Below are 19,740 nucleotides of genomic sequence, written 5' to 3'. Positions count from 1 at the left end.
GAGAGAGCATGCCGATGATAGCCAACATCTCTACCACTGAAACCGCTGCCAAACGGCAGGCCGACAACATCCCGGCGTCCAGCCTCGACGCCCTCTACAAAAGCAGCCTGCGCGTGCTGCGCCACCTGCTGCGCAACCCGATGACCCTGGCTGGCCTGATGGTCGCGCTGCTGCTGGTCGTAGTAGCTGCGTTCGCACCGTGGATCGCCACCCACGACCCGGTCGTGCAAAACCTTGCCAATGCCCTGCAGGCACCGGGTGCCGCGCACTGGTTCGGCACTGACGAGTACGGCCGCGACATCTTCAGCCGGCTGGTCTATGGCGCCCGGATCACCCTCTACATCATTGCCCTGGTGACCATCATCGTCGGCCCGATCGGGTTGTTCATCGGCACCGTCTCCGGCTACTTCGGCGGTATCGTCGATACGGTGTTCATGCGTATCACCGACATCTTCATCTCGTTCCCCAGCCTGGTTCTGGCGCTGGCGTTCATTGCGGCCCTTGGCCCTGGCCTGGAGCATGCGGTGGTGGCGATCGCCCTGACGTCGTGGCCGCCAATCGCGCGTTTGGCGCGGGCTGAAACCCTGTCGCTGCGCAAGGCTGACTTTGTTGTTGCCGTCGAGCTGCAGGGCGCGTCATCGACGCGGATCATCCTCCGTCACATCGTGCCGATGTGCATGTCGTCGGTGATCATCCGCCTGACCATGAACATGGCCGGGATCATCCTCACCGCCGCAGCGCTGGGCTTTTTGGGCCTCGGCGCGCAGGCGCCGCTACCGGAGTGGGGCGCGATGATTTCGACCGGGCGCCGCTACATGCTCGAGTGCTGGTGGCTGGTAGCCGTACCGGGCGCCGCGATCATGCTGGTGAGCCTGGCGTTCAACCTGTTGGGCGATGGCCTGCGGGACATTCTCGACCCGCGTAGCGAGTAACTGGAGGCTTTATGTCGACGCTCAAACTCAATGTCGATTCGCTCAATGTGCGCTTCGTCAATGGCAAGAAAGAAATGCACGCGGTGCGCGATGTGTCGTTCACCTTGGGCCGCGAGAAGCTGGCGATTGTTGGTGAGTCCGGCTCGGGCAAGTCCACGGTTGGCCGCAGCCTGCTCAAGCTGCACCCAGGCAGCACCCAGATCACCGCCAAGGCCCTGCAGTTCGGCGATGTCGACCTGCTCAGTGCCAGTGAAAAGGCCATGCAGAAGATCCGTGGTCAGCGCATTTCGATGATCATGCAAGACCCCAAATACTCGCTCAATCCGGTGGTCAAGGTCGGCGAGCAGATCGCCGAAGCCTACCTGGCGCACCACAAGGCCAGCCGCAGCGAGGCCCGTGAGCGGGTCATGCTGATGCTCGAAAAAGTCCATATCCGTGACCCCAAGCGCGTCTACAACCTGTACCCGCACGAAGTCAGCGGCGGCATGGGCCAGCGCATCATGATCGCCATGATGGTGATCACCAACCCGGAAGTGATCATCGCCGACGAGCCGACCTCGGCGCTGGACGTCTCGGTACGCCAGCAGGTGCTCAGCGTGCTTGAAGAGCTGGTGGTCGAGCAACAGATGGGCCTGATTTTCGTCAGTCACGACCTCAACCTGGTGCGCAACTACTGCGATCGGGTGCTGGTGATGTACGCCGGGCGGGTGGTCGAGTCACTTGCCGCGTGTGACCTGCAGTACGCCGAACACCCTTATACCCGTGGCCTGCTGGCAGCCTTGCCGAGCATGGACAACCGTCGCCCGCGCTTGCCGGTACTGCAACGCGACCCGCTCTGGCTCACCTGCTGAGGTAACTGCCCATGTCCATGATCCAAGCACACGCATTGAACCTCAGCTTTGGCGTCGGCGCTGCCGTCAACCAGGTGCTGCATGACGTCAACCTGACCGTCGAGGACGGCCAGTCGTTCGGCCTGGTCGGCGAGTCCGGTTCCGGCAAGACCACCGTGCTGCGCTGCCTGGCCGGGCAGTACCGGCACTGGAGCGGGGCGCTGAGCATTGCCGGTGTGCCCTTGCAGCAGAAGATCCCCAAGGAACACTTTCGCAAGGTCCAGATGGTGTTCCAGGACCCGTACGGTTCGCTGCACCCGCGCCACACCATCGATACCGCGCTGCGCGAACCGCTGACCATTCATGGCATCGGCGAGCGTGATGATCGCATCAACGACATCCTGCTCAAGGTCGGCCTCAACGACAGCTTTCGCTATCGCTATCCGCATCAGTTATCGGGTGGCCAGCGGCAGCGCGTGGCGATTGCCCGCGCGCTGATTCTGCAGCCGCGGGTACTGTTGCTGGATGAGCCGACCTCGGCGCTGGACGTCTCGGTGCAGGCCGAGATTCTCAACTTGCTGGCCGACCTGCGCCAGCGCGAGAAACTCACCTACCTGATGGTCACCCACGACCTCGGTGTGGTCAGCCACCTGTGCGACAAGGTCGCGGTGATGCAACAAGGGCGCATCGTCGAGCGCCTCGACAGCCAGGCCCTGAGCCAGGACCTAGCCAACCATGAGTACACCCGCATGCTGGTCCAGGCCAGCCGCGATTTCAGTGCTGAGTCAGCTCGCCCTGCAGTTGCCTGAAATCTTTGGGGCCGCCTTACGGCCCTTTGCGGGTGAACCCGCGCCCACAAGGACTGCGGTGAACCCTGTAGGAGCGGGTTCACCCGCGAAGGGCTGCGAAGCAGCCCGAAAAATCTTGAATACGAAAAAACAAGGAAGATAAAAACATGCCGTATGCAAGCGCCGCTTCTTCAAGGAAATTCTCCATTGCCCAATCGACCCTGGCCGCACTGAGCCTGGGCTGCAGCCTGCCGCTATGGGCACTGGAAGCGCCGAGCAAGGTCCAGGTGCCGACCCTGGCCTACGACGACCAGCAGATCATTCTGGTCTGGGAAAAGCCCGCTGGTCATGCCGACATCAACGATTACCACGTCTACGCCAATGGTCAGTTGCTCGGCAGCAGCAACGCCAACAACGACCAGGTGTCGCCCGCCAAACCCTACATCGACCGCTTCTACCAGCAGGACACGCGCAACTTCCACCACCGCATCGCCATCCACAGCTTCACCGCCAACGGTCTCAAACCCGATACCGAATACCGCTTCAGCGTGCGATCAGTGGGGCGCGACGGCAAGGAGTCAGGCGACAGCCCGGTGGTTGTGCAACGTACCACCGCCGTGCCGGCGTTGTTCGATGTGAAGAAACACGGTGCCAAAGGCGATGGCAGCAGCCTTGATACTGCCGCTATCCAGCGCGCCATCGATGCTTGCACGGTCGGCTGCAAGGTACTGCTGCCCAAGGGCACCTACAAGAGCGGCGCCCTGTACCTGAAGAGCAACATGACCCTGGAGATCGCCGAGGGCGCGACCTTGCTCGGCTCCGAGCGCGCCGAAGACTACCCGCGTGAGGGTTACATCCAGTACCCGTATTCGACCACGGTGCGCCCGGCCTCGTTGATCAATGCCTTGCCACGTGATCCGCGCCAGCACCAGGCCTTTGAAAACATCCGTATCGTCGGCAAGGGCACCATCGACGGCAACGGCTGGAAGCGCAAGGCCGACGCCATCGATGAGCGCGGCCAGCCGTTACCGGTGTACCTGGCCAGCGACAATACCCGCTACATGCTCGACGGGCTGCTGGCCAAGGCTCAGGTCGAGCGCGCCGTGGCCGAAGGCATGAACGTCAAGGACGCCTATGGCCAGATGCGCTCGTCGCTGATCACCCTGCGTGATGTGAAAAATGTCTTCTATGGCGGCTTCACCGTGCTCAACCCGGCTTACCACGGCATCATGAACCTGGAAACCGAGAACGTGGTGCTGGCCAACACCACGCACAAGACCTACGACGCCAACAACGGCGACGGTATCGAGTTCGCCAACAGCCGTGGGGCGATGGTGTTCAACAACTTCTTCGATACCGGCGATGACTGCGTCAACTTCGCGGCCGGCACGGGTGCCGAAGCAGTCAAGCAGAAGGCCCAGCAGGATGCCTGGATCTTCAACAACTTCTTCCGCCAGGGCCATGGCATGGTCGTCGCCGGCAGTCACACCGGCGCCTGGATCGAGAACATCCTCGCCGAGGACAATGTCTCCGATGGCACCGATGCCGGGCTGCGCATGAAGAGCACCAACTTCATGGGCGGCGGCGCGCGCAATGTCACCTTCCGCGATTCGGCGATACGCAACACGGTCAAGCAGGCGTTCATCTTCACCCTTGATTACCACGACCCAAACGCCAAACTCGACTACCAACGCTCGACCATCGCCGGGCAGTTCCGTGATGTGCGGGTCAGTGATGTCAGTGTCGAAAACGCGCAAATGGCGGCAATCGAGGTCAAGGGCGACAGCCAGCATGGTGCCTATCACCAGGGCTTGAGCTTCGAACGGGTCCGCTTCAGTGGTTCGGCACTGGCCAGAATCGATGGTTTGAAGGACTCACGTTTTGACACCATCCGCTTCAGTGAAACCGGCGGCACCAACCCGTGGCAGGTCAAAGACAGCGACGGGCTGGCGTTTCAGGATGTCGAGCCCGCGCCGGCACAGCCCTGAGCCGATATCTGCTTACTCGCTGTAGAACGCCTGAACCTGCTGCGCCTCGCGCAGGCGCATGCGGCTGTTGCTCAGGTGCAGGAACATCGCCGCGCGCGCGGCATCCACCTGGCGGCTGGCAATCGCGTCGAAGATCTGCTGATGTTCGGCGTTGATCCCGGCCAGATAGGTGCTGCGGTTGCTCTGCCCGGTGTAAGCGGAGTTCATCCGGGTGCGCGGGATCATCTTGGTGCCCAGGTGTTTCATGATGTCGATCAGGTAATGGTTGCCTGCCGCCTTGGCGATTTTCAGGTGGAACTGAAAATCGGCATTGGTGGTGCTGCCTGACTTCTCCGGCCCCTGCAGCAACGCCTGCAATGCCTGCTGCAACTCCTCCAGCGCTTGCGCCGAAGCGCGCTCGGCAGCCATGCCGGCGGCTTGCACTTCAAGGCTCAGGCGGAACTCGAGCAGATCGAGCACATCGGTCAACAAGACGATGGTGGCGGGCCCGACGTTGAAACCTTCGGGCGCCGGCATGTCGAGGACAAAAGTGCCGACACCGTGCTGGGTATCGACCAGACCGGCCGCCTGCATCCGCGACAAGGCTTCGCGCACCACCGAACGGCTGACGCCTTCGCTGGCCATGATGGAGGCTTCGGTGGGCAGTTTGTCGCCACGTTTGAGGGTGCCGTCGCGCATGCGCTGAGCGAAGCGTTCGACCAGCGACTCGGCTAGGCGGCGTGGCTTTTGCGGGGCGGTTGAAGTTTGATCCGGCATTGTTCTGCTCGCGTGTGAACAATCGCCATTATAAAGGGTTTCCACGGCAAAGCAGCGGGTATAATGCTGGCATCGTCTGATTTCAATGGATCCAAGCAATGGCCCCTGCTGCCCCTGACCGACGCGTGAGCCTGGCCCAGCAACTGGTACTTGACCTTTCCCGGCAGATCCTCGCCGGCGAGCTGCCGCCGGGTAGCAAACTGCCCACTGAACAGGCGTTCACCGAACAGCGCAAAGTCAGCCGCACGGTGGTCCGCGAAGCGATGTCGCGGTTGCAGGCCGAGGGCCTGGTAGAAACCCGCCGCGGCATCGGCACTTTTGTCGTCGACAGTATGCGACCTGCCGAGTTTCACGAGAGCAAGCCACAGCAGGGCAGTGCTTACGATGCCGTAGCGATCATCGAACTGCGCTTGAGCCTTGAAGTGGAGGCTGCTGCGATCGCCGCCCAGTGCGCGAGTCCTCGTCAGTTGGCGACGATTCGTGCCGCCCTGGACGAAGCCAATGACCTGCAGCAGCTAGGTGCGCAGAGCACCCGTATCGACTTTGAATTCGACTTGCAGATCGCCCTGTGCACCGGCAACAGCTTTTTCATCGATGCCATGAACCATGTCGGCAGCACCTTGATGAGTGCTGCGCCGCCAGCGCGGGCGGTAGAGAGCGAGCTGCGCACGCTGCAAGTGCGCGAACGTGAGCAAATTTACGCTGCGATTGCCCGCAAGGACGCCGACGTAGCGCGTGCAGCCATGCGCCTGCACCTGACCAACCTGCTGCACCATGCGCGGGCTGCGGTACCATCCGCGCAGTGAGTGCAGGGCAGGATCACGGCGTGTCGTTACGCCCATACGAGCGAAAACCTTACCGCGTGCTCAACCGCTCGTAGTAAGCGTTGGCCGCCGGCAGCTCAGGCTTGGCGTCAATTTCAGCGCAGGCTGGCGAGAACCTCGCGCGCCTTGTCCAATGCCAGTCTGGCGCGGTCATAGGCACAGACGCCTTGCTCCATCAGTTGCCGGGTGGGGATCTCCAGGCTTAGTGGGATACCGCTCGGCAGTGCCTTGAGCAGACCGTGCAGGTCACAATCGCCATCCCCTGGGAAGCGTCGTTCCTGGCGAGCCTGGCGCAGGATCTCGGCCATCTCCGCCGGCCGTGGGCCCACCACGTCGCACAGCTGGGCGTAGCGCAGGCGCTGCGGCGCAGTTGCGCTGGCGACAGCAAGTGCTTGCACGGACGAGCCTGAGCGATCGAAGTGGAAGGCATCGATCAATACCGCGCCGTTGCTGCGTCCAGCCTGCTCGACGATGTGCCAGGCCTCGGTCAGGTTGCGCACATCGGTCCAGGGCATGAACTCCAGATTGACATGGATACCGAAGGGTAGGGCCAGCTCGCACAGCGCGGCGAAATTGTCGGCCGTGCGCACTGGGTCCGGATCGTTGCCGGCAATCAGCAGGTCACTTGCTTCAAATTCGGCGCCGGCCTCCAGCACGGTCAGAAACGCCTGCACCTGGGTGTCTGGCTTGAGCCGCAGGATCTCGATATCCAGTACCTTGGTCCCGGTGTCGCGCAGGCGCTGAAGGGTCTGGCGCCGTAACTGCGCATCGGCTACCAGCGGGAAATGGTGCTCTTCAGGGGTAGCAGGCTCCAGGCGCAGGCCCACATGGCTGTAGCCGGCGCGCGCTGCAACCTCGACCATATCGGGCGGGGACAGCTCAAGTACGGTCAGGGCAGCAAGGGAGAATATCTGGTCGCTCATGCTTGGCTCTCTAATTGTGTAGCGGCGCTGGTCTGGTGTGCGCCGGTTAGAATCGAGTTCCAGTTGTAAACAAATTCCTCACTGAGGACTACCTGAAAAGCGCGCCTAAGCGGCGCTTTCGTTCGATAATCGCCCCGATTAATCCGCCAAACGCTGCCCATTGATTGACCCTTCTGCATTGCTGGAATAGTTTTCCAGTCAAAGAAAACCCATTTGGGCTGAGTTATGTAGCCCGGGACCAGGAGACCTTGATGAGTAACGTCGCAAGCACCGCAGAATCACCCTACGCAGGCCTCTTCGATCGCGGGCTTGCGGTGCTGGAACTGCTCGCCAGCAGCGCCGAAGGCAGCTCGCTGACGGACATTTCCGAGCAACTGCAGATCCCCCGCAGCGCCACCCACAGGCTGCTGAGCACTCTGTGCGACACCGGCTATGCCCGGCAGGAGCACGAGCGCGGGACTTATGTGCTGACCTCCAAACTGCAGGCGCTGGCGTTTACTCACCTGGCCGCCGACGGCACGATCGATGCGGTGCAACCGGTGCTCAACCGGCTTGCGGCCGAGGTCGGCGAGCTGGTGCGGCTGTCGGTGGTGGACGAGCAGCGCCTGACCTGGGTTGCCCGTGCGCAAGGCGCACGCTCCGGGCTGCGCTATGACCCGGACATGGGCATGGAGGCCAGGCTGTCCTGTTCAGCCAGTGGCTATGCGTGGTTGGCGAGCATGACCGACAAGCAGGCCCTGGCTCTGATTCTCAGGCAGGGCCTGGGGCAAGTGCAGAATTATGGTCCGAACGCACCACAGACGGTGGAAGCGCTGCTGACCAATATTCAGGCCGCGCGCGAGCAAGGATACGCGCTGGCTGTGCAGACCTTTGCCGACTGGATGTCGGCCATCGCAGTGGCATTGCATCATCCGGTCACCCACGAGGTGATCGGCGTGGTCAGCGTGGCCGGGCCGGTCTTTCGCCTTGGGGAGGCACGGCTGCACCAGATCGCGCCGGCGCTGATCGCAGCGGTGACAGACATCCAGCAGTTGATACCAGGCTCGCCAGCCTTGATGAGCCCAGGCCTGACCGCTCTAAGCCTCACTCCGGAGGGCCAGGCATGAGCATGCGACGTCTGGACTGCGACCTGCTGGTGATTGGTTCGGGAGCCTCCGGGCTGGCGGCGGCAGTCACTGCTGCGGCGCAGGGGCTGAAGGTCATTGTAGTGGAGAAACACTCATCCTTTGGCGGCGCTACGGCGTGGTCCGGTGGCTGGTTGTGGGTGCCGGGCAATCCGCTGGCTAAACGCGCCGGTATCCATGAGGACCCGCAGCAACCACGCACTTACCTCAAACACCAGCTCGGCGCCCGCTACAACGCCGAGCGGGTGGATGCGTTTCTCGACAATGCGCCGAAGATGGTCGCATTTTTTGAAGAGAACACTGCGCTGCAATGGGCCGATGGCAATGGCATCCCGGATATTCACGGGCATTTGCCGGGCGCGGCGACGCAGGGGCATCAGGTGATCGCCGCCCCGTATGATGCGCGCGCCATGGGCCCGCTGATCAAGCGCATGCGCAAGACCATGCGCGAGACCTCGTTCATGGGCATGCCGATCATGGCCGGTGCTGACCTGTCGGCATTCCTCAGCATGACCCGCTCGTTCAAGTCACTGCTGCACGTCAGCAAGCGTATGCTCCGGCACCTGCGCGACCTGGCCGTGCATGGCCGGGCCATGCACCTGGTCAATGGCGTGGCACTGGTGGGCCGGCTGGCCAAGTCAGCCGAAGACCTGGGCGTGACGCTGATCGAGTCGGCGCCGGCGCAGCGCTTGCTGCAGGAGCAGGGCAGAGTGATCGGCGCGCTGGTCGAGACGCCTGCTGGGCCCACCGAGATTCATGCGCGGTGCGGGGTGGTGCTGGCTGCTGGTGGCTTCCCCAACGACCTGCAGCGCCGGCAAGCGCTGTTCCCGCGCACCTCGGCCGCCGAAGACCACCTGGCCCTGCCGCCGGTTCAGTGCAGCGGCGATGGTATTTCGCTAGGCGAGGCGGTTGGCGGCGTGCTCGAACTCGACGTTGCTTCACCGGCAGCCTGGGCGCCGGTGTCGCTGGTGCGCCATGCGGACGGCAGCAGCGGCCACTTCCCGCATATCATCGACCGGGCCAAGCCGGGATTGATCGGCGTGCTGTCCAACGGCAAGCGCTTCGTCAACGAGGCTGACGGTTACTACGACTACACCGCAGCCATGGTGGCTGCCGCGCCAGCTGGCGAGGAGGTTGCGTCCTGGCTGATTTGCGATCATCGCTTCCAGCGCCGCTTCGGCCTTGGCCATTCGCGGCCGTTCCCACTGCCGGTTGGGCCGTCGGTGCGCAGCGGCTATCTGCAACGCTGCGCCACCCTCGAGGGGCTGGCGAAAGCCTGCGGGATCGACCCGGCAGGCTTGCTCGAAACCGTGCGCAGCTTCAATGAACATGCCTGCAAGGGTGAGGACCCGGAGTTTGGCCGTGGGCTTAGTGCCTATAACCGCAAGCAGGGTGACCCGCTGGTGACCGAGGGCAACCCGTGCGTGGCACCGATCGAGCATGGCCCGTTCTATGCGGTCAAAGTCCGCCCTGGCAGCTTCGGCACCTTCGCCGGGTTGAAAACCAACGGCAACGCGCAGGTGCTGAACAGCGCAGGCGTGGCTATTGCAGGGTTGTATGCAGTGGGCAGCGATATGGCCAGCATCATGGGCGGCATGTATCCGTCAGGCGGGATCAACCTCGGGCCGGCCATGACCTTAGGTTACGTCGCAGGTCTGCATGCTGCGCAGAGCAGATGATGGCGCTGAGTCAGACGAGCTGAACCACGGGAGGCAAATGGAATTTCCTGGCGGCGCGATCGGGCAGGGCGAGCTGCCGGGTCAGGCGGCTGCAAGGGAGATGAGCGAGGAGACTGGGATCGACTGCGAAGCACTGCTGGAGTTATGCACCCTGGAAGAGGGCAGCGTGCTCCATCACATCTTCACCACGCAATTGTTCGAAGGTGCCAAACCCGCACCCGGCAACGAGATTGTCGCCTGCAAATGGGTCAAGCGCGTTGCGCTTAAAAAGACTCAACTCAACCCCAGCGCTTCAGCCTTGATGGCCCGTGCGCTGCCTGCCCTGATGGCCTGAATGGCTCAAGCGCAGGCGGTTTCGTTGCGCCTGGCGCATTCCGCCTGGGCATCTGCGCGCTTGGAGTAGGTGGGGCTCAAACGCAACTTGGCGACATTGTCATACAAGTCAAAGCCGTTGCACGACGGCGCGGTACAAAATCCTACCGCTCTGCGGTAGTGATATTCCTTGATCGGTAAAGCCGAAACCACGACGAAACGTGCGCGCATGCTGGTGCCTCCGATGGCAATGCCAAACTATTAGTCATGTTGGGGGTACTAAGCAAGCAGACTAATACTAGGCCGACCGGTGGCAGCCGCGCTGACGCGCACGGGTAGGAGCGCGGTGCTTCAGGGCAGGCGCCGCGGGTATGGTCTATTGTGATTCGATGCATCGCGCGGGGCGTCGGTTCATCACCCTAGAGTTTTTGAAAAGAGGATCACGGCATGCGTTTGGCTGAATTCATCCTCGACAACATCGAACCCATCCTCGAACAGTGGGAAATCTTCGCCCGGACCCTGACGCCGGCCGCCGATGGCCTGGACTCAGTCGGCCTGCGCGACCATGCCGAGCAGATGCTGCGCACCATTGCAGCCGATTTGCAGACGCCGCAGAGCCATGCCGAGAGGATTCTCAAGTCGCACGGTGAAGGCCCGGAACTGGGCGAGACCACCGCCGCGCAAACCCACGCCGACATCCGCCAGGCCACCGGTTTCACCATTTCATTGAGCACTGGCGATTTTGCCCACGCCTGTCGGAGCATGGTCGAGGAAGCCCTCAAAGCTGCAGGCGATGATGCGCTGTTGTCGGTGCATAACCGGGGCCCGGTGATTGACGCTGCCGCCAAGGCCACCCTGTTCGATGGTTCGCCATATCCACGACGAAGCGGGCAAATATGGTGCTGGCGCGGGCCTTGGGCTTGGGCTGTATATTGCCTCGGCCATCGTCAGCGCTCATCAGGGCAGCATCGAGGTCGAGTCGACTGCGGGCGAAGGCACCACCTTCAACGTGCGTATCCCGCTGCAGGTGGCGGCGGTTGCTCAGAAGTCGTAGCGGCCAGTGACGCCAAGTGTGCGGGTGTCCCCAACACCCCCGGTGTAGACACCGTTCGGTGAGTTCCACACGCCTGCGCGAACAGGCCGGGGTTAACGCGCGGCCAGAGGCACGCGCGGCGCTGATGAGAAAAACGTAGGTTCATCGGTAACTCCAGTGATGGGGCACCTCTCGCTGCGCGTGGTTTGCGTAAGCGTGATCGCAAGGGTTGGGGGGTATTGGCTCAGTCGCGCAGCCAGGGGATATCGGCGGCCTGATAGCGATGGGCGCGGAAGATCGCGTTGTTTTCACCGGGCAGGTATGCACGCGAGGCGGCGTCCGGGTACGCGGCAAAGTGCGGATTGATGTATTCCCACACCACTTCGCCGGCGCGGGTTACCTCGAACAGCCGGCCGAAGTTGGCTTCGGTGATCAAGGTATTACCGTTATGCAGGCGTTGGGCGCCGCCCATGAATGGGGTGAAGAAGGCATAGCCTGGGCTGTCGGCGTATTGCCATTCAATGCGCTGGGTATGCGGGTCGACTTCGATGACCCGCGAATGCGGCATCGACACATGTGGCCGCGAGATGCCGTTGTCGAAGATCAGGATGCGCCCGTCCTCAAGTTCACTTGGGCAGTGCTGCTGGGCTACCACATCGTGACCCAGGCGCCAGAGCACGCGGTCGCTGGCCTTGTCCACGGCAATCACCGCCGACACGCTGCGCAGGCTGAGGATGACCTTGCCGTCGCGGCCCGGAGTAACTGCGTTGGTCATCGGCCAGTGATAGCGCTCGAAGCAGGCGTGCAGCGGGTAGTCTTCCGGCGCCAGGTGCTCCCAGCTGCGCCATTGCCAGACCAGCGTGCCGCTGCGGTCGACCTCCTTGACCACATCGCCGTAGATCACCCCGCCTGCGGCCTCGCTGCCGGTGATACCGCCCTGGATGCGCTGCGCAAACCCTGCCGGCAGTGGCTCGACGGTGGTGTAGAGCAGGTTGCCGTTGGCCAGCCATTGGGCATCGTGGTGGTGCGCCAGGTCGGTGTACTCCCAGACCACCTCGCCGTCCGGCGTAACCTCGCTGAAGGCACCGCCATGCCAGACCGACCAGCCGCCGAACAGCTCTGCCGAGTCTGGATGGTTGCCGTTGTAGCCCAGGTTGCCATTGGCCAGGATCACCGCATCGCGGCCGGGCCGCAGCGGCAGTTTCCAGTGGTGGACCTGCTCACCGCGCAGGTTGATCAGGTACACGTTGCCGTCGGCGGTCTGCGGCGCAAACAGGGTGTAGCCGCCAGCCGAACGTTCGGCGTCGGCGCCGATCAGGCCAGTGGCATGGCGACGCAAGGTAGTGCGGTCGAGTGCGGGCATGGCTTTTCTCCAGATGAGCGCAGCCCTGCCGACGAGTGCGGCATGCTGCGCGGGGTTCAGATCAGGGGCGGTGGGGCAAAAGTGGGTTGTAGCGGTCGTCGAAGGCCTCGGCGACCTTGATCGGGCGGGGCAGCAAGCGCGCCTCGGTGAAGCGGTCAGCCAGACGTTGCTGCAGGTCGATCACCCACGGGTCCAGCGCCACGTAGTGCAGCTGCTGGCTGGCGAGCATCTCCTGCAGCAAAGGCAACGGCAGGCGAGTGACTGTGGCCAGTTGTGCCGCCCAGGCGTCGGGATGCGCGGTGGCCCAGTCCTGCGCGCGCGCCAGGCGCCGGATGAAGTCGCCAAGCAGCTCGGCCTTGACCGGGTCTTGCAGCGCCGCGAGGCTGGCGACGGTGAAGTTGAGGCCGGTTTCTGGCCATTGGCTGCCGTCGAGCAGCTTGCGCGCACCGCGCGAGGTGGCCTGGCCGACAAATGGATACCACACCGCCCAGGCATCCAGCTTGCCGCTGGCGAAGGCGTTTTGCGCATCGACCGGGCTGGCGTAGATCAGCTCGACGTCGCTGCTGCGCAACCCGGCCTGGGCAAGCGCTGCCAGCAGCAGATAGTGACCGCTGGTGCCCTTGGCCACGGCAATCCGTTTGCCCTTGAGCTCGGCTATCTGGCTAATCGACGAGTTGCCCTGAACCAGCAGGGCGTTATTGTTCTGCGCGCCTTCGGCAGCGGCTACCACCCGCACATCGAAGCCGCCGGCCTGGGCGAAGACGGGCGGAGCATTGCCGACTACGCCGACATCGACTGCCGCAGCGTTCAGGGCTTCCAGCAATGCAGTGCCGGCCGCAAAAGGATGCCAGTCGAGGCGATAAGGCAGCCCTTGATCCTCACTCGCTGCCGCCAGCAGGGCCTGGGTCAAGCCGCTCTGGTCACCCACCTCCAGTTCGGCCACCGACTCTGCCTGAGCGGGCAGGGCGGCGAACAGCAGGCTGGTCAACAACAGCTGTGCCAGGGGGCGCGCAAGGTACTTGGCAGGCAACGATTTTGTCGGCATCGTCTTGGCTCTTGAATTGGAAAGTGCACTCAGTATGTCCACGCGGCCTCGTCCCCACCATGTCAAACACCCCTCGTTTTCTGCCATGACGGCGCCGCGAACGGTACTGGTGCTGGCCTTCCCCGGCGCACTGCTGCTCAACGCCGCCGGGCCGTTGGAGGTGTTCGCCGCCGCGCCACGGGTACTTGCTGGCGAGTTGGCAAGTAACCCGCCGTATCGGGTGGTGTTGGCCTCGCCCGCAGGGGGCGAGGTCGAGACGATCTCCGGTATTGGGGTCATGACCCGCTCGTTGCAGGAGGTCGAGGGCGAGGCAGTGCTGGACACGCTGATCGTGATTGGCGGGCCGGGGGTGGCCGCGCTGGAGCGTGACGCCGAGGTGATTGCGTGGTTGCAACGGCGTGCGCCGAGTGCGCGGCGCGTCTGCTCGATTGGCAGCGGCGCGTTTGCCTTGGCCGCTGCCGGCCTGCTCGACGGGCGGCGGGTGGTCACCCACTGGCAGTTTGCCGAGAGCCTGCAGCGCAGTTACCCGGCATTGACCGTCGAGCACAACGGGCTTTACCTGCACGACGGCGCGCTGTGGACCTGTGGTGGCGCCAGTGCCGGGATCGATCTAGGGCTGGCGTTGGTCGAGGAGGACCTCGGCCCCTATGCTGCGCTGGCCCTGGCCCGCTACTTCACGCTGTTTCTGCGCCGCTCGGCCGAGCAGGCCCAGCTCAGCGCACCGCTCAAGGCGCAGAGCGATGCCCTGCGCAGTGACCGTGATCAGCGCCTGGTGCGCCTGCATGCCTGGATTGCCGAGAACCTCGACAGTGATCTGCGCGTCGAGCGCCTGGCCGAGAAGTTCGGTATGAGCCCGCGCCATTTTGCCCGCGCCTACACCGCAGCCACCGGCGGCACCCCGGCACAGACGGTCGAGACCCTGCGCCTCGAGGCTGCCTGCCGCTTGCTCGAGACCAGCCAGGAGCCGATCAAGCGGATTGCCGAAACCAGCGGCTTCGGCAATGAAGAGCGCATGCGCCGTAGCTTCCAGCGCCAGCTCGGCGTGAGCCCGTTGGCCTATCGCTCACACTCGCGGCTCACCGCAGCGACGCAGGACGCGCCAGCGGCAGGGCAGACCGGGTATCGCCATGCCCCCCGGCTGGAGATTGCCTTGGACCACCTGGCGCAGTAGCCAGCGGCTATTTGCAGTTGCCTGCCTTGCGGTACCCGGCAGCCTGCGCCTGGGCTTCGGAGTCGAACGTCACCTGGTTCTTGCTGGCGACCTGGCTGTAGCTCGGGCAGCCGCTGGGCAGGTGATAGACGTGGCTGTTGCGGTTACCGATGATTGTGCCGGTGTTGGCACTGGCCAGTGACGGTTGTAGAGCAGGGCGCGCGGCTTTGGTCGGAACACTGCTGACCACGCCATCGGCCACCGGCTTGTAGCCCGGCGTCCAGCTGCGGGCGCCGGTCACGAACGGGTTGGAATGGCCCATGACGGCGCTGATACGCCGGTCGCGTTCCTTCTCCCAGGCTGTCACCGGGTGCTGTTTGTCCCAGGCCATCAGCAACTGTTGCTGTTGCCGCGACATGTTCAGGTTGTAGCGATCGAACATGTAGAAGGTGGTGCGTGCCACCAGGCCTTTGACCTGGTCACGCGGCTCGGCGGCGCGCTGGTTGAAGTCGACGCGGGTCTGGCACTGGCCATATTGCGGGCCGACGCTTGCGGCCATGCCGTAATTGAAGTTGCTGCGGTCGCCATTCACTTCACCCACGGCCGGGTAGAGGTTGAACAGGTCGGCTTCCATCGCCTTGAACACCGGATCGTCGTTGGCGCAGTTTTCGCGGCCGCCGTTCTTCCAGCACTGGCGCTGGTGGCCGAAGGTCCAGGCCGGGACGATGTGCTCCCATTCGGTACGCTCGGCGCGGCTTTGCTGCTTGCGGGTCTGATAGCCGCACGACGCCGGGTCGATGCGGCCGCCGGACTTGCCGACCCAGGTCCATTTGCAGCCACAGTAGAGCTCGCCCATGGCGCTGCTGGCCTGGTCCAGATAGATCTTCTGTTTGGCAACGACTTTGGCTTCGGTGAAGGTGGCAGGTGGTGTGGCGAAGGCGGGGTAAATGACCGCGAGGCTCAGCCCGAGGACATACAGCAGTTTTTTCATGGTCAGGCTTATCAGTCAGGCTTATCAGGTTGGGGCACGCATTATACGCACGAAACCTGTCTATCTTGCCTACATCAGGGCAGGCTTATGCCTACAGCCAAACACCCTTTGGCCATGCATTGGTGCTGGCTTGCAGCCATGTTTATCCAAGGCTCTGGCCCGCCAGCATCCGCGCTGCCAGGTAGCCAAAGGTCATACCGGGGCCGAGGGTGATGCCGCCGCTGGGGTAATAGCCGCGCATGATGCTGTTCATGTCATTGCCCACCGCGAACAGCCCAGGGATCGGCGTTTGCTGTTGGTCGAGCACGCGGGCCTGGGCATCGGTGACCAGCCCGGTGAATGTGCCAAGGCTGCCCGGCACCAGCTTGACCGCGTAGAACGGCCCTTGCTGGACACTGCCCAGCGACGGGTTGGGGCCGTGCAACGGTTCACCCTGGGCTCGGTTGTAGGCTGATTCGCCACGTTGAAACAGCGGGTCCAGGCCTTGTTCTGCGTGCTGATTGAAGCGGGCCACGGTCGTTTGCAATTGCTCGCCATCGATCCCGCACTGGCCGGCCAGTGCCGCCAATGTGGGTGCCTTGTGCAGGTAGCCTTGGCGCACGTAGGGGGTGGTCGGAAACGGCCATGGCTTTGACCAGCCGAGGCCATAGCGGCGCTGCGCGCGGTGGTCACAGATCAGCCAGGCCACCGGGCTTTCATTCGGCGCGGTGGCGGCAAACAGCGCGCACATGAAGTCGTGGTAGGAGTCGGCCTCATTGACGAAGCGTTGGCCGTTTTGCCGGACCGCGATAAAGCCCGGCTTGGCCCGTTCCATAAGGTGGGCGAAGCCGCTGAAGCCGCCATCGGCACGCGGCACCCGCGACACCGGTGCCCAGGCAGCGCCATGGGCCATGTCGGCGCTCACCTGCGCACCGACGCTCTCACCCAGGCGCAGGCCATCACCGCTGTTGCCCTTTGGCGCGGCGCTCAAGTGCTCGCTGCCGTCGGCACAGTGAGCGAGCAACTGGGCGCTGCGGTGGCGATCATGGGGGAAGCCGCCGCATGCCAGCACTACTCCGCGTCTGGCGTGTACCTGGACACGTCGCCCGCCGTGCTCAACCGTCGCTCCGAGCACGCGCTGGCCGTCGCTGAGCAATGCGCGGACAGGGGTTTCGGCAAGTAGCTGCACATCGCGTTGGAGGGCGCTTTTCAGCAGGCGTGCGACCAGCGCATTGCCGTTGACCAGGTGCATGCCGCGGCCATGCCGAAGCATGTCTCGGGCATGGCGCAATATGCGCATGCCGGCATAGTGCAGTGAGCGCCAGCGGTGTCTGGCATTGAGCAGATAATTCAGGTCAGCGCCGCCGGCAATGCCCATGCCGGCAGGGCTGATCAGGTCGAGTGGGCGCCGCAGCTTGTTGATCCACAGCCCCAGCTCGCGGCCGTCATAGGGCTCGGCGCAGACCGAGCGGCCGCCTTTGGCATGGCCCGCGCTGGCGTGAAAATCAGGCATCGTGCTGCCGCAGAAAAACTTCACTTCGGTGTGCTGCTGGAAGAACCCGACCATCTCCGGGCCGTGGCGCAAGTATGCCTCCAGGCGCGTATCGAGCTGATCACAATGCAATTCGTTGCGCAGGTAGATCCGCGCCTGCTCGATATCGGCGGCCACGTCATCTGCGGCCGCCAACGGATTGCCAGGGACCCACAACCAGCCCCCGGACCAGGCGCTGGTGCCGCCGAAAACCGGCTCCTTCTCGACCACGATGACCTCCAGCCCCAGCTCGGCAGCGGTGACGGCTGCAGCCAGGCCCGCGGCGCCGGAGCCGATCACCAGCACATCGCATTGCAGGGTTTGACTGGCCGACAGGGCAGCAGTGTTCGACGGCAAAGCGCTCAAGGCAGCCTCCGTTGTAATGGCTTGAAGAAGCGGCTGCGCCCGAGTGGGCGCGAGCCTTAGGGACCTGCGCGGTTATTGCAGCGGCGAGAAATCGGTCGGGCGCAGCAGGCGCGACTCCAGCGTGACTACCGCATCGAGCGCTTTGTTCTGGCGGGCGAACTCCAGCCAGCGCGGGTCGGCCGCCATTGCTGCGCGGCGGGCGGTGCGCTCATCCAGGCTGGTGTAGGCCCACAGGTGTATCACCTGGTTGACCTCGCCAATTTCAGTGGTAAAGAAGCCCACCAGATTGCCCAGGTGCTCTTGCTGTACTTCCAGCGCAGCGCTTTTGTACAGCGCCAGCCAGTCAGCCAGCTTGGTCGGTTTCAGGGTGTAGGTGCGTAGTTCATAGAACATGCTGTTCTCCAGATGGCTGTGTTGAGTGGGTTGAGGTGGTTGCGGTGGCGCCATTCAGGCGTCCGGCGATGTCTTTGGCTGCCAGGTAGGCAAAGGTCAGGGCAGGGCCGAGGGTGATGCCCGGCCCCGGATAGGTGCCGGCCATGATCGAGTTCATTTCGTTGCCGGCGGCGTACAGCCCGGCGATCGGTTCGCCCTGTGCGTTGAGCACATTGGCCTGGCCGTTGGTGACCAGCCCGCGTGCCGAACCGAGGTCGCCGGTGTGCAGGCGAATGGCGTAGTAGGGCGGCTTGTTCAGTGGCCTCAGGCAGGGGTTGGGCGTGTGCAACGGGTCGCCCATATAGCGGTTGTAGGCATTGCTGCCCTTGCCGAACTGGCGGTCGACGCCTGCCGCGGCGTCGTTGTTGAAGCGCTGTACGGTGTGCGCCAACTTGCTGGGGTCGATCGCCAGCCGCGCGGCCAACTCGGCCAGGCTGTCGGCCCGCAGCAAGTAACCGGCTGCGATCAATGCGCTGTTGTCGACCGGCCGCGGTCGCGCCAGGCCCAGGCCGTAGGTGTTCAGCGCCTCGCCGTCACAGACCAGCCAGCAGGGCGCGTTGGCTGCGCCGTTGGCAAGCATCGCCTCGACAAAACTGTGATAGGAGTTGGCTTCGTTGACGAAGCGCTGGCCGTCCTGATTGACCGCAATCACCCCCGGCTTGGCGCGGTCGGTGACCAGGTGCGCAAAGCGCTCCTCGCTGCCGTCGGCCTTGCGCAGGCGCGAGACCGGCGCCCAGAAGAAGTTGGCTGCCAGTTGCTCGCCCAGCGCTGCCTGCACCGATGCCGCCAGGCGCTGGCCATCGCCGACATTGGCTGGCGGCGACATGCTCAAGTGCGGCGCAGCACTGGCCGGGCGCCACTGCCCGGCGTGCTCGCCAGCAGCAAAGCCGCCCATGGCCAGCAGCACCCCGCCCCGGGCGCGCACGGCGTGTTCCTCGCCGCGCCACTGGATGCGCACGCCGCTGACCACACCGTCCTCGACGATCAACGCCTGCGCCGAAGCCTCGAGCCACAGCTCGACACCATTGGCAAATGCCGTGGTGGCCAGCCGCGCGATCAACGCATTACCGACCGTCAGGCGGGTGCCGCGCGGGTGACTGAGGCGGTCCAGGCCATAACGCGCGAGCAGCTTCAGGCAATGGCCGAGCGAACGCAGCGAGCGCTTGCAGCTGAGAAAATGCTGGATGTCGACCCGATTGACCATCATCCCGCCAAACAGCAGCATGCCGTCCGGTGGTTGTTTCAGGTACCTGAACTGCGCGCCCAGGCGGCGCCCGTCGTACTCGTCGATCTCCAGCGCTCGCCCGCTCTGGGTCGCGCCGGGCAAGTCAGGGTAATAATCCGGCGACAACGGCCGCAGGCTGTATCTGAGTTCACTGTTCTGTTGCAGAAAACGCAGCGCCTCACGGCCATGTTTGATAAAGGCGTCGACCAGTTCGGGCTGATAGTTGGCGCCGATGACCTGCTGCAGATACACGCGCATTTGCTCGGCCGGCAACTGCAGCCCGGCGGCGCGCGCCTGGTCGGTGTCATGCAGCCAGACCGCACCGCCGGAAATCGCCGAGGTACCGCCAAAACGGTCGGCTTTTTCCACCAGCAGCACGTTCAAGCCAAGGCTGTTGGCACTGACCGCAGCGGCGAAACCGGCAGCGCCGCTGCCGAGCACGATCAGGTCATAAGTGTTGTTGTTCATG

The 19,740-nt window shown here is 63.8% G+C and carries 19 protein-coding genes; 10 read left to right on the top strand and 9 right to left on the bottom strand.

Annotated features, from left to right (window positions below; genetic code table 11):
• Positions 1–14: 14 nt before the first annotated feature.
• The 4 genes from FW789_RS13350 (at position 15) to FW789_RS13335 (ending at position 4,538) form a co-directional block, all read left to right on the top strand.
• Positions 15–932 carry an ABC transporter permease gene (locus FW789_RS13350; RefSeq protein ID WP_103437015.1) on the top strand — a complete coding sequence of 306 codons (918 nt, stop codon included), beginning with the start codon at positions 15–17 and terminating at the stop codon, positions 930–932.
• 11 nt (positions 933–943) lie between these two features.
• On the top strand, positions 944–1,783 hold the full coding sequence (locus FW789_RS13345; RefSeq protein ID WP_101318628.1) for an ABC transporter ATP-binding protein: 840 nt from the start codon (positions 944–946) through the stop codon (positions 1,781–1,783).
• 11 nt (positions 1,784–1,794) lie between these two features.
• Positions 1,795–2,571: an ABC transporter ATP-binding protein gene (locus tag FW789_RS13340; RefSeq protein WP_186699838.1), complete on the top strand. Its 777-nt coding sequence runs from the start codon at positions 1,795–1,797 to the stop codon at positions 2,569–2,571.
• A gap of 146 nt (positions 2,572–2,717) precedes the next feature.
• Positions 2,718–4,538: a glycosyl hydrolase family 28 protein gene (locus tag FW789_RS13335; RefSeq protein WP_446431560.1), complete on the top strand. Its 1,821-nt coding sequence runs from the start codon at positions 2,718–2,720 to the stop codon at positions 4,536–4,538.
• A gap of 12 nt (positions 4,539–4,550) precedes the next feature.
• On the opposite strand, the gene FW789_RS13330 is transcribed toward FW789_RS13335, so the two are convergent.
• Positions 4,551–5,294, bottom strand: a complete 744-nt coding sequence (locus tag FW789_RS13330; protein WP_101318634.1) for a FadR/GntR family transcriptional regulator — start codon at positions 5,292–5,294, stop codon at positions 4,551–4,553.
• A gap of 98 nt (positions 5,295–5,392) precedes the next feature.
• On the opposite strand from FW789_RS13330, the gene FW789_RS13325 reads away from it, so the two are divergent.
• Positions 5,393–6,100, top strand: coding sequence for a FadR/GntR family transcriptional regulator (locus FW789_RS13325; protein WP_103437018.1), 708 nt, complete (start codon positions 5,393–5,395; stop codon positions 6,098–6,100).
• Between the two features lie 113 nt (positions 6,101–6,213).
• On the opposite strand, the gene FW789_RS13320 is transcribed toward FW789_RS13325, so the two are convergent.
• Positions 6,214–7,041 carry a sugar phosphate isomerase/epimerase family protein gene (locus tag FW789_RS13320; protein WP_411561824.1) on the bottom strand — a complete coding sequence of 276 codons (828 nt, stop codon included), beginning with the start codon at positions 7,039–7,041 and terminating at the stop codon, positions 6,214–6,216.
• A gap of 251 nt (positions 7,042–7,292) precedes the next feature.
• Here FW789_RS13320 and FW789_RS13315 point away from each other — a divergent pair, with 251 nt between their 5' ends.
• Genes FW789_RS13315 through FW789_RS13305 form a run of 3 tightly spaced genes read left to right on the top strand, consistent with a single transcriptional unit; the run spans position 7,293 to position 10,178 of the window.
• A complete protein-coding gene (locus FW789_RS13315; protein WP_186699842.1) occupies positions 7,293–8,147 on the top strand; it encodes an IclR family transcriptional regulator in 855 nt (284 codons plus the stop codon).
• Complete coding sequence (locus FW789_RS13310; protein WP_446431559.1) at positions 8,144–9,844, top strand: FAD-dependent oxidoreductase; 1,701 nt, start codon at positions 8,144–8,146, stop codon at positions 9,842–9,844. Before FW789_RS13315 ends, FW789_RS13310 begins: the two co-directional genes overlap by 4 nt.
• Positions 9,825–10,178, top strand: coding sequence for an NUDIX domain-containing protein (locus FW789_RS13305; RefSeq protein ID WP_446431558.1), 354 nt, complete (start codon positions 9,825–9,827; stop codon positions 10,176–10,178). The genes FW789_RS13310 and FW789_RS13305 overlap by 20 nt, the downstream gene beginning before the upstream one ends.
• Positions 10,179–10,183: 5 nt before the next feature.
• On the opposite strand, the gene FW789_RS13300 is transcribed toward FW789_RS13305, so the two are convergent.
• Positions 10,184–10,387, bottom strand: coding sequence for a hypothetical protein (locus FW789_RS13300; protein ID WP_207073307.1), 204 nt, complete (start codon positions 10,385–10,387; stop codon positions 10,184–10,186).
• Positions 10,388–10,603: 216 nt separating this feature from the next.
• Here FW789_RS13300 and FW789_RS13295 point away from each other — a divergent pair, with 216 nt between their 5' ends.
• Positions 10,604–11,272 carry a hypothetical protein gene (locus tag FW789_RS13295; protein ID WP_446431557.1) on the top strand — a complete coding sequence of 223 codons (669 nt, stop codon included), beginning with the start codon at positions 10,604–10,606 and terminating at the stop codon, positions 11,270–11,272.
• A 161-nt stretch (positions 11,273–11,433) separates the two neighbouring features.
• Here the strand turns inward: FW789_RS13295 and FW789_RS13290 are convergent, their stop codons facing one another.
• Together FW789_RS13290 and FW789_RS13285 are read right to left on the bottom strand one after the other, a co-directional pair.
• Positions 11,434–12,552 carry an aryl-sulfate sulfotransferase gene (locus FW789_RS13290; protein ID WP_446431556.1) on the bottom strand — a complete coding sequence of 373 codons (1,119 nt, stop codon included), beginning with the start codon at positions 12,550–12,552 and terminating at the stop codon, positions 11,434–11,436.
• Between the two features lie 61 nt (positions 12,553–12,613).
• Positions 12,614–13,597 carry an aliphatic sulfonate ABC transporter substrate-binding protein gene (locus FW789_RS13285; protein ID WP_446431555.1) on the bottom strand — a complete coding sequence of 328 codons (984 nt, stop codon included), beginning with the start codon at positions 13,595–13,597 and terminating at the stop codon, positions 12,614–12,616.
• 85 nt (positions 13,598–13,682) lie between these two features.
• Here FW789_RS13285 and FW789_RS13280 point away from each other — a divergent pair, with 85 nt between their 5' ends.
• Positions 13,683–14,768 carry a GlxA family transcriptional regulator gene (locus tag FW789_RS13280; RefSeq protein WP_411561821.1) on the top strand — a complete coding sequence of 362 codons (1,086 nt, stop codon included), beginning with the start codon at positions 13,683–13,685 and terminating at the stop codon, positions 14,766–14,768.
• A 7-nt stretch (positions 14,769–14,775) separates the two neighbouring features.
• Here the strand turns inward: FW789_RS13280 and FW789_RS13275 are convergent, their stop codons facing one another.
• The 4 genes from FW789_RS13275 to FW789_RS13260 form a co-directional block, all read right to left on the bottom strand.
• Entirely contained in the window at positions 14,776–15,738 is a 963-nt protein-coding gene (locus FW789_RS13275; protein ID WP_411561820.1) for an endonuclease, read from the bottom strand.
• 142 nt (positions 15,739–15,880) lie between these two features.
• Entirely contained in the window at positions 15,881–17,614 is a 1,734-nt protein-coding gene (locus FW789_RS13270; RefSeq protein ID WP_446431554.1) for an FAD-dependent oxidoreductase, read from the bottom strand.
• 72 nt (positions 17,615–17,686) lie between these two features.
• Positions 17,687–18,007 (bottom strand): NIPSNAP family protein, encoded by a 321-nt coding sequence (locus FW789_RS13265; protein WP_103437027.1) that lies wholly within the window; start codon positions 18,005–18,007, stop codon positions 17,687–17,689.
• Complete coding sequence (locus tag FW789_RS13260; RefSeq protein WP_446431553.1) at positions 17,997–19,739, bottom strand: FAD-dependent oxidoreductase; 1,743 nt, start codon at positions 19,737–19,739, stop codon at positions 17,997–17,999. Before FW789_RS13260 ends, FW789_RS13265 begins: the two co-directional genes overlap by 11 nt.
• Position 19,740: the final 1 nt, after the last annotated feature.

Source organism: Pseudomonas sp. 1121_17, assembly GCF_052850745.1.
This window is presented reverse-complemented; position numbering and strand designations above follow the sequence as displayed.

Bases quoted from the DNA above. Each gene is read 5' to 3' on its own strand.
- FW789_RS13350 (WP_103437015.1), top strand. From the start codon at position 15: ATGATAGCCAACATCTCTACCACTGAAACCGCTGCCAAACGGCAGGCC.
- FW789_RS13345 (WP_101318628.1), top strand. From the start codon at position 944: ATGTCGACGCTCAAACTCAATGTCGATTCGCTCAATGTGCGCTTCGTC.
- FW789_RS13340 (WP_186699838.1), top strand. From the start codon at position 1,795: ATGTCCATGATCCAAGCACACGCATTGAACCTCAGCTTTGGCGTCGGC.
- FW789_RS13335 (WP_446431560.1), top strand. From the start codon at position 2,718: ATGCCGTATGCAAGCGCCGCTTCTTCAAGGAAATTCTCCATTGCCCAA.
- FW789_RS13330 (WP_101318634.1), bottom strand. From the start codon at position 5,294: ATGCCGGATCAAACTTCAACCGCCCCGCAAAAGCCACGCCGCCTAGCC.
- FW789_RS13325 (WP_103437018.1), top strand. From the start codon at position 5,393: ATGGCCCCTGCTGCCCCTGACCGACGCGTGAGCCTGGCCCAGCAACTG.
- FW789_RS13320 (WP_411561824.1), bottom strand. From the start codon at position 7,041: ATGAGCGACCAGATATTCTCCCTTGCTGCCCTGACCGTACTTGAGCTG.
- FW789_RS13315 (WP_186699842.1), top strand. From the start codon at position 7,293: ATGAGTAACGTCGCAAGCACCGCAGAATCACCCTACGCAGGCCTCTTC.
- FW789_RS13310 (WP_446431559.1), top strand. From the start codon at position 8,144: ATGAGCATGCGACGTCTGGACTGCGACCTGCTGGTGATTGGTTCGGGA.
- FW789_RS13305 (WP_446431558.1), top strand. From the start codon at position 9,825: ATGCTGCGCAGAGCAGATGATGGCGCTGAGTCAGACGAGCTGAACCAC.
- FW789_RS13300 (WP_207073307.1), bottom strand. From the start codon at position 10,387: ATGCGCGCACGTTTCGTCGTGGTTTCGGCTTTACCGATCAAGGAATAT.
- FW789_RS13295 (WP_446431557.1), top strand. From the start codon at position 10,604: ATGCGTTTGGCTGAATTCATCCTCGACAACATCGAACCCATCCTCGAA.
- FW789_RS13290 (WP_446431556.1), bottom strand. From the start codon at position 12,552: ATGCCCGCACTCGACCGCACTACCTTGCGTCGCCATGCCACTGGCCTG.
- FW789_RS13285 (WP_446431555.1), bottom strand. From the start codon at position 13,597: ATGCCGACAAAATCGTTGCCTGCCAAGTACCTTGCGCGCCCCCTGGCA.
- FW789_RS13280 (WP_411561821.1), top strand. From the start codon at position 13,683: ATGACGGCGCCGCGAACGGTACTGGTGCTGGCCTTCCCCGGCGCACTG.
- FW789_RS13275 (WP_411561820.1), bottom strand. From the start codon at position 15,738: ATGAAAAAACTGCTGTATGTCCTCGGGCTGAGCCTCGCGGTCATTTAC.
- FW789_RS13265 (WP_103437027.1), bottom strand. From the start codon at position 18,007: ATGTTCTATGAACTACGCACCTACACCCTGAAACCGACCAAGCTGGCT.
- FW789_RS13260 (WP_446431553.1), bottom strand. From the start codon at position 19,739: ATGAACAACAACACTTATGACCTGATCGTGCTCGGCAGCGGCGCTGCC.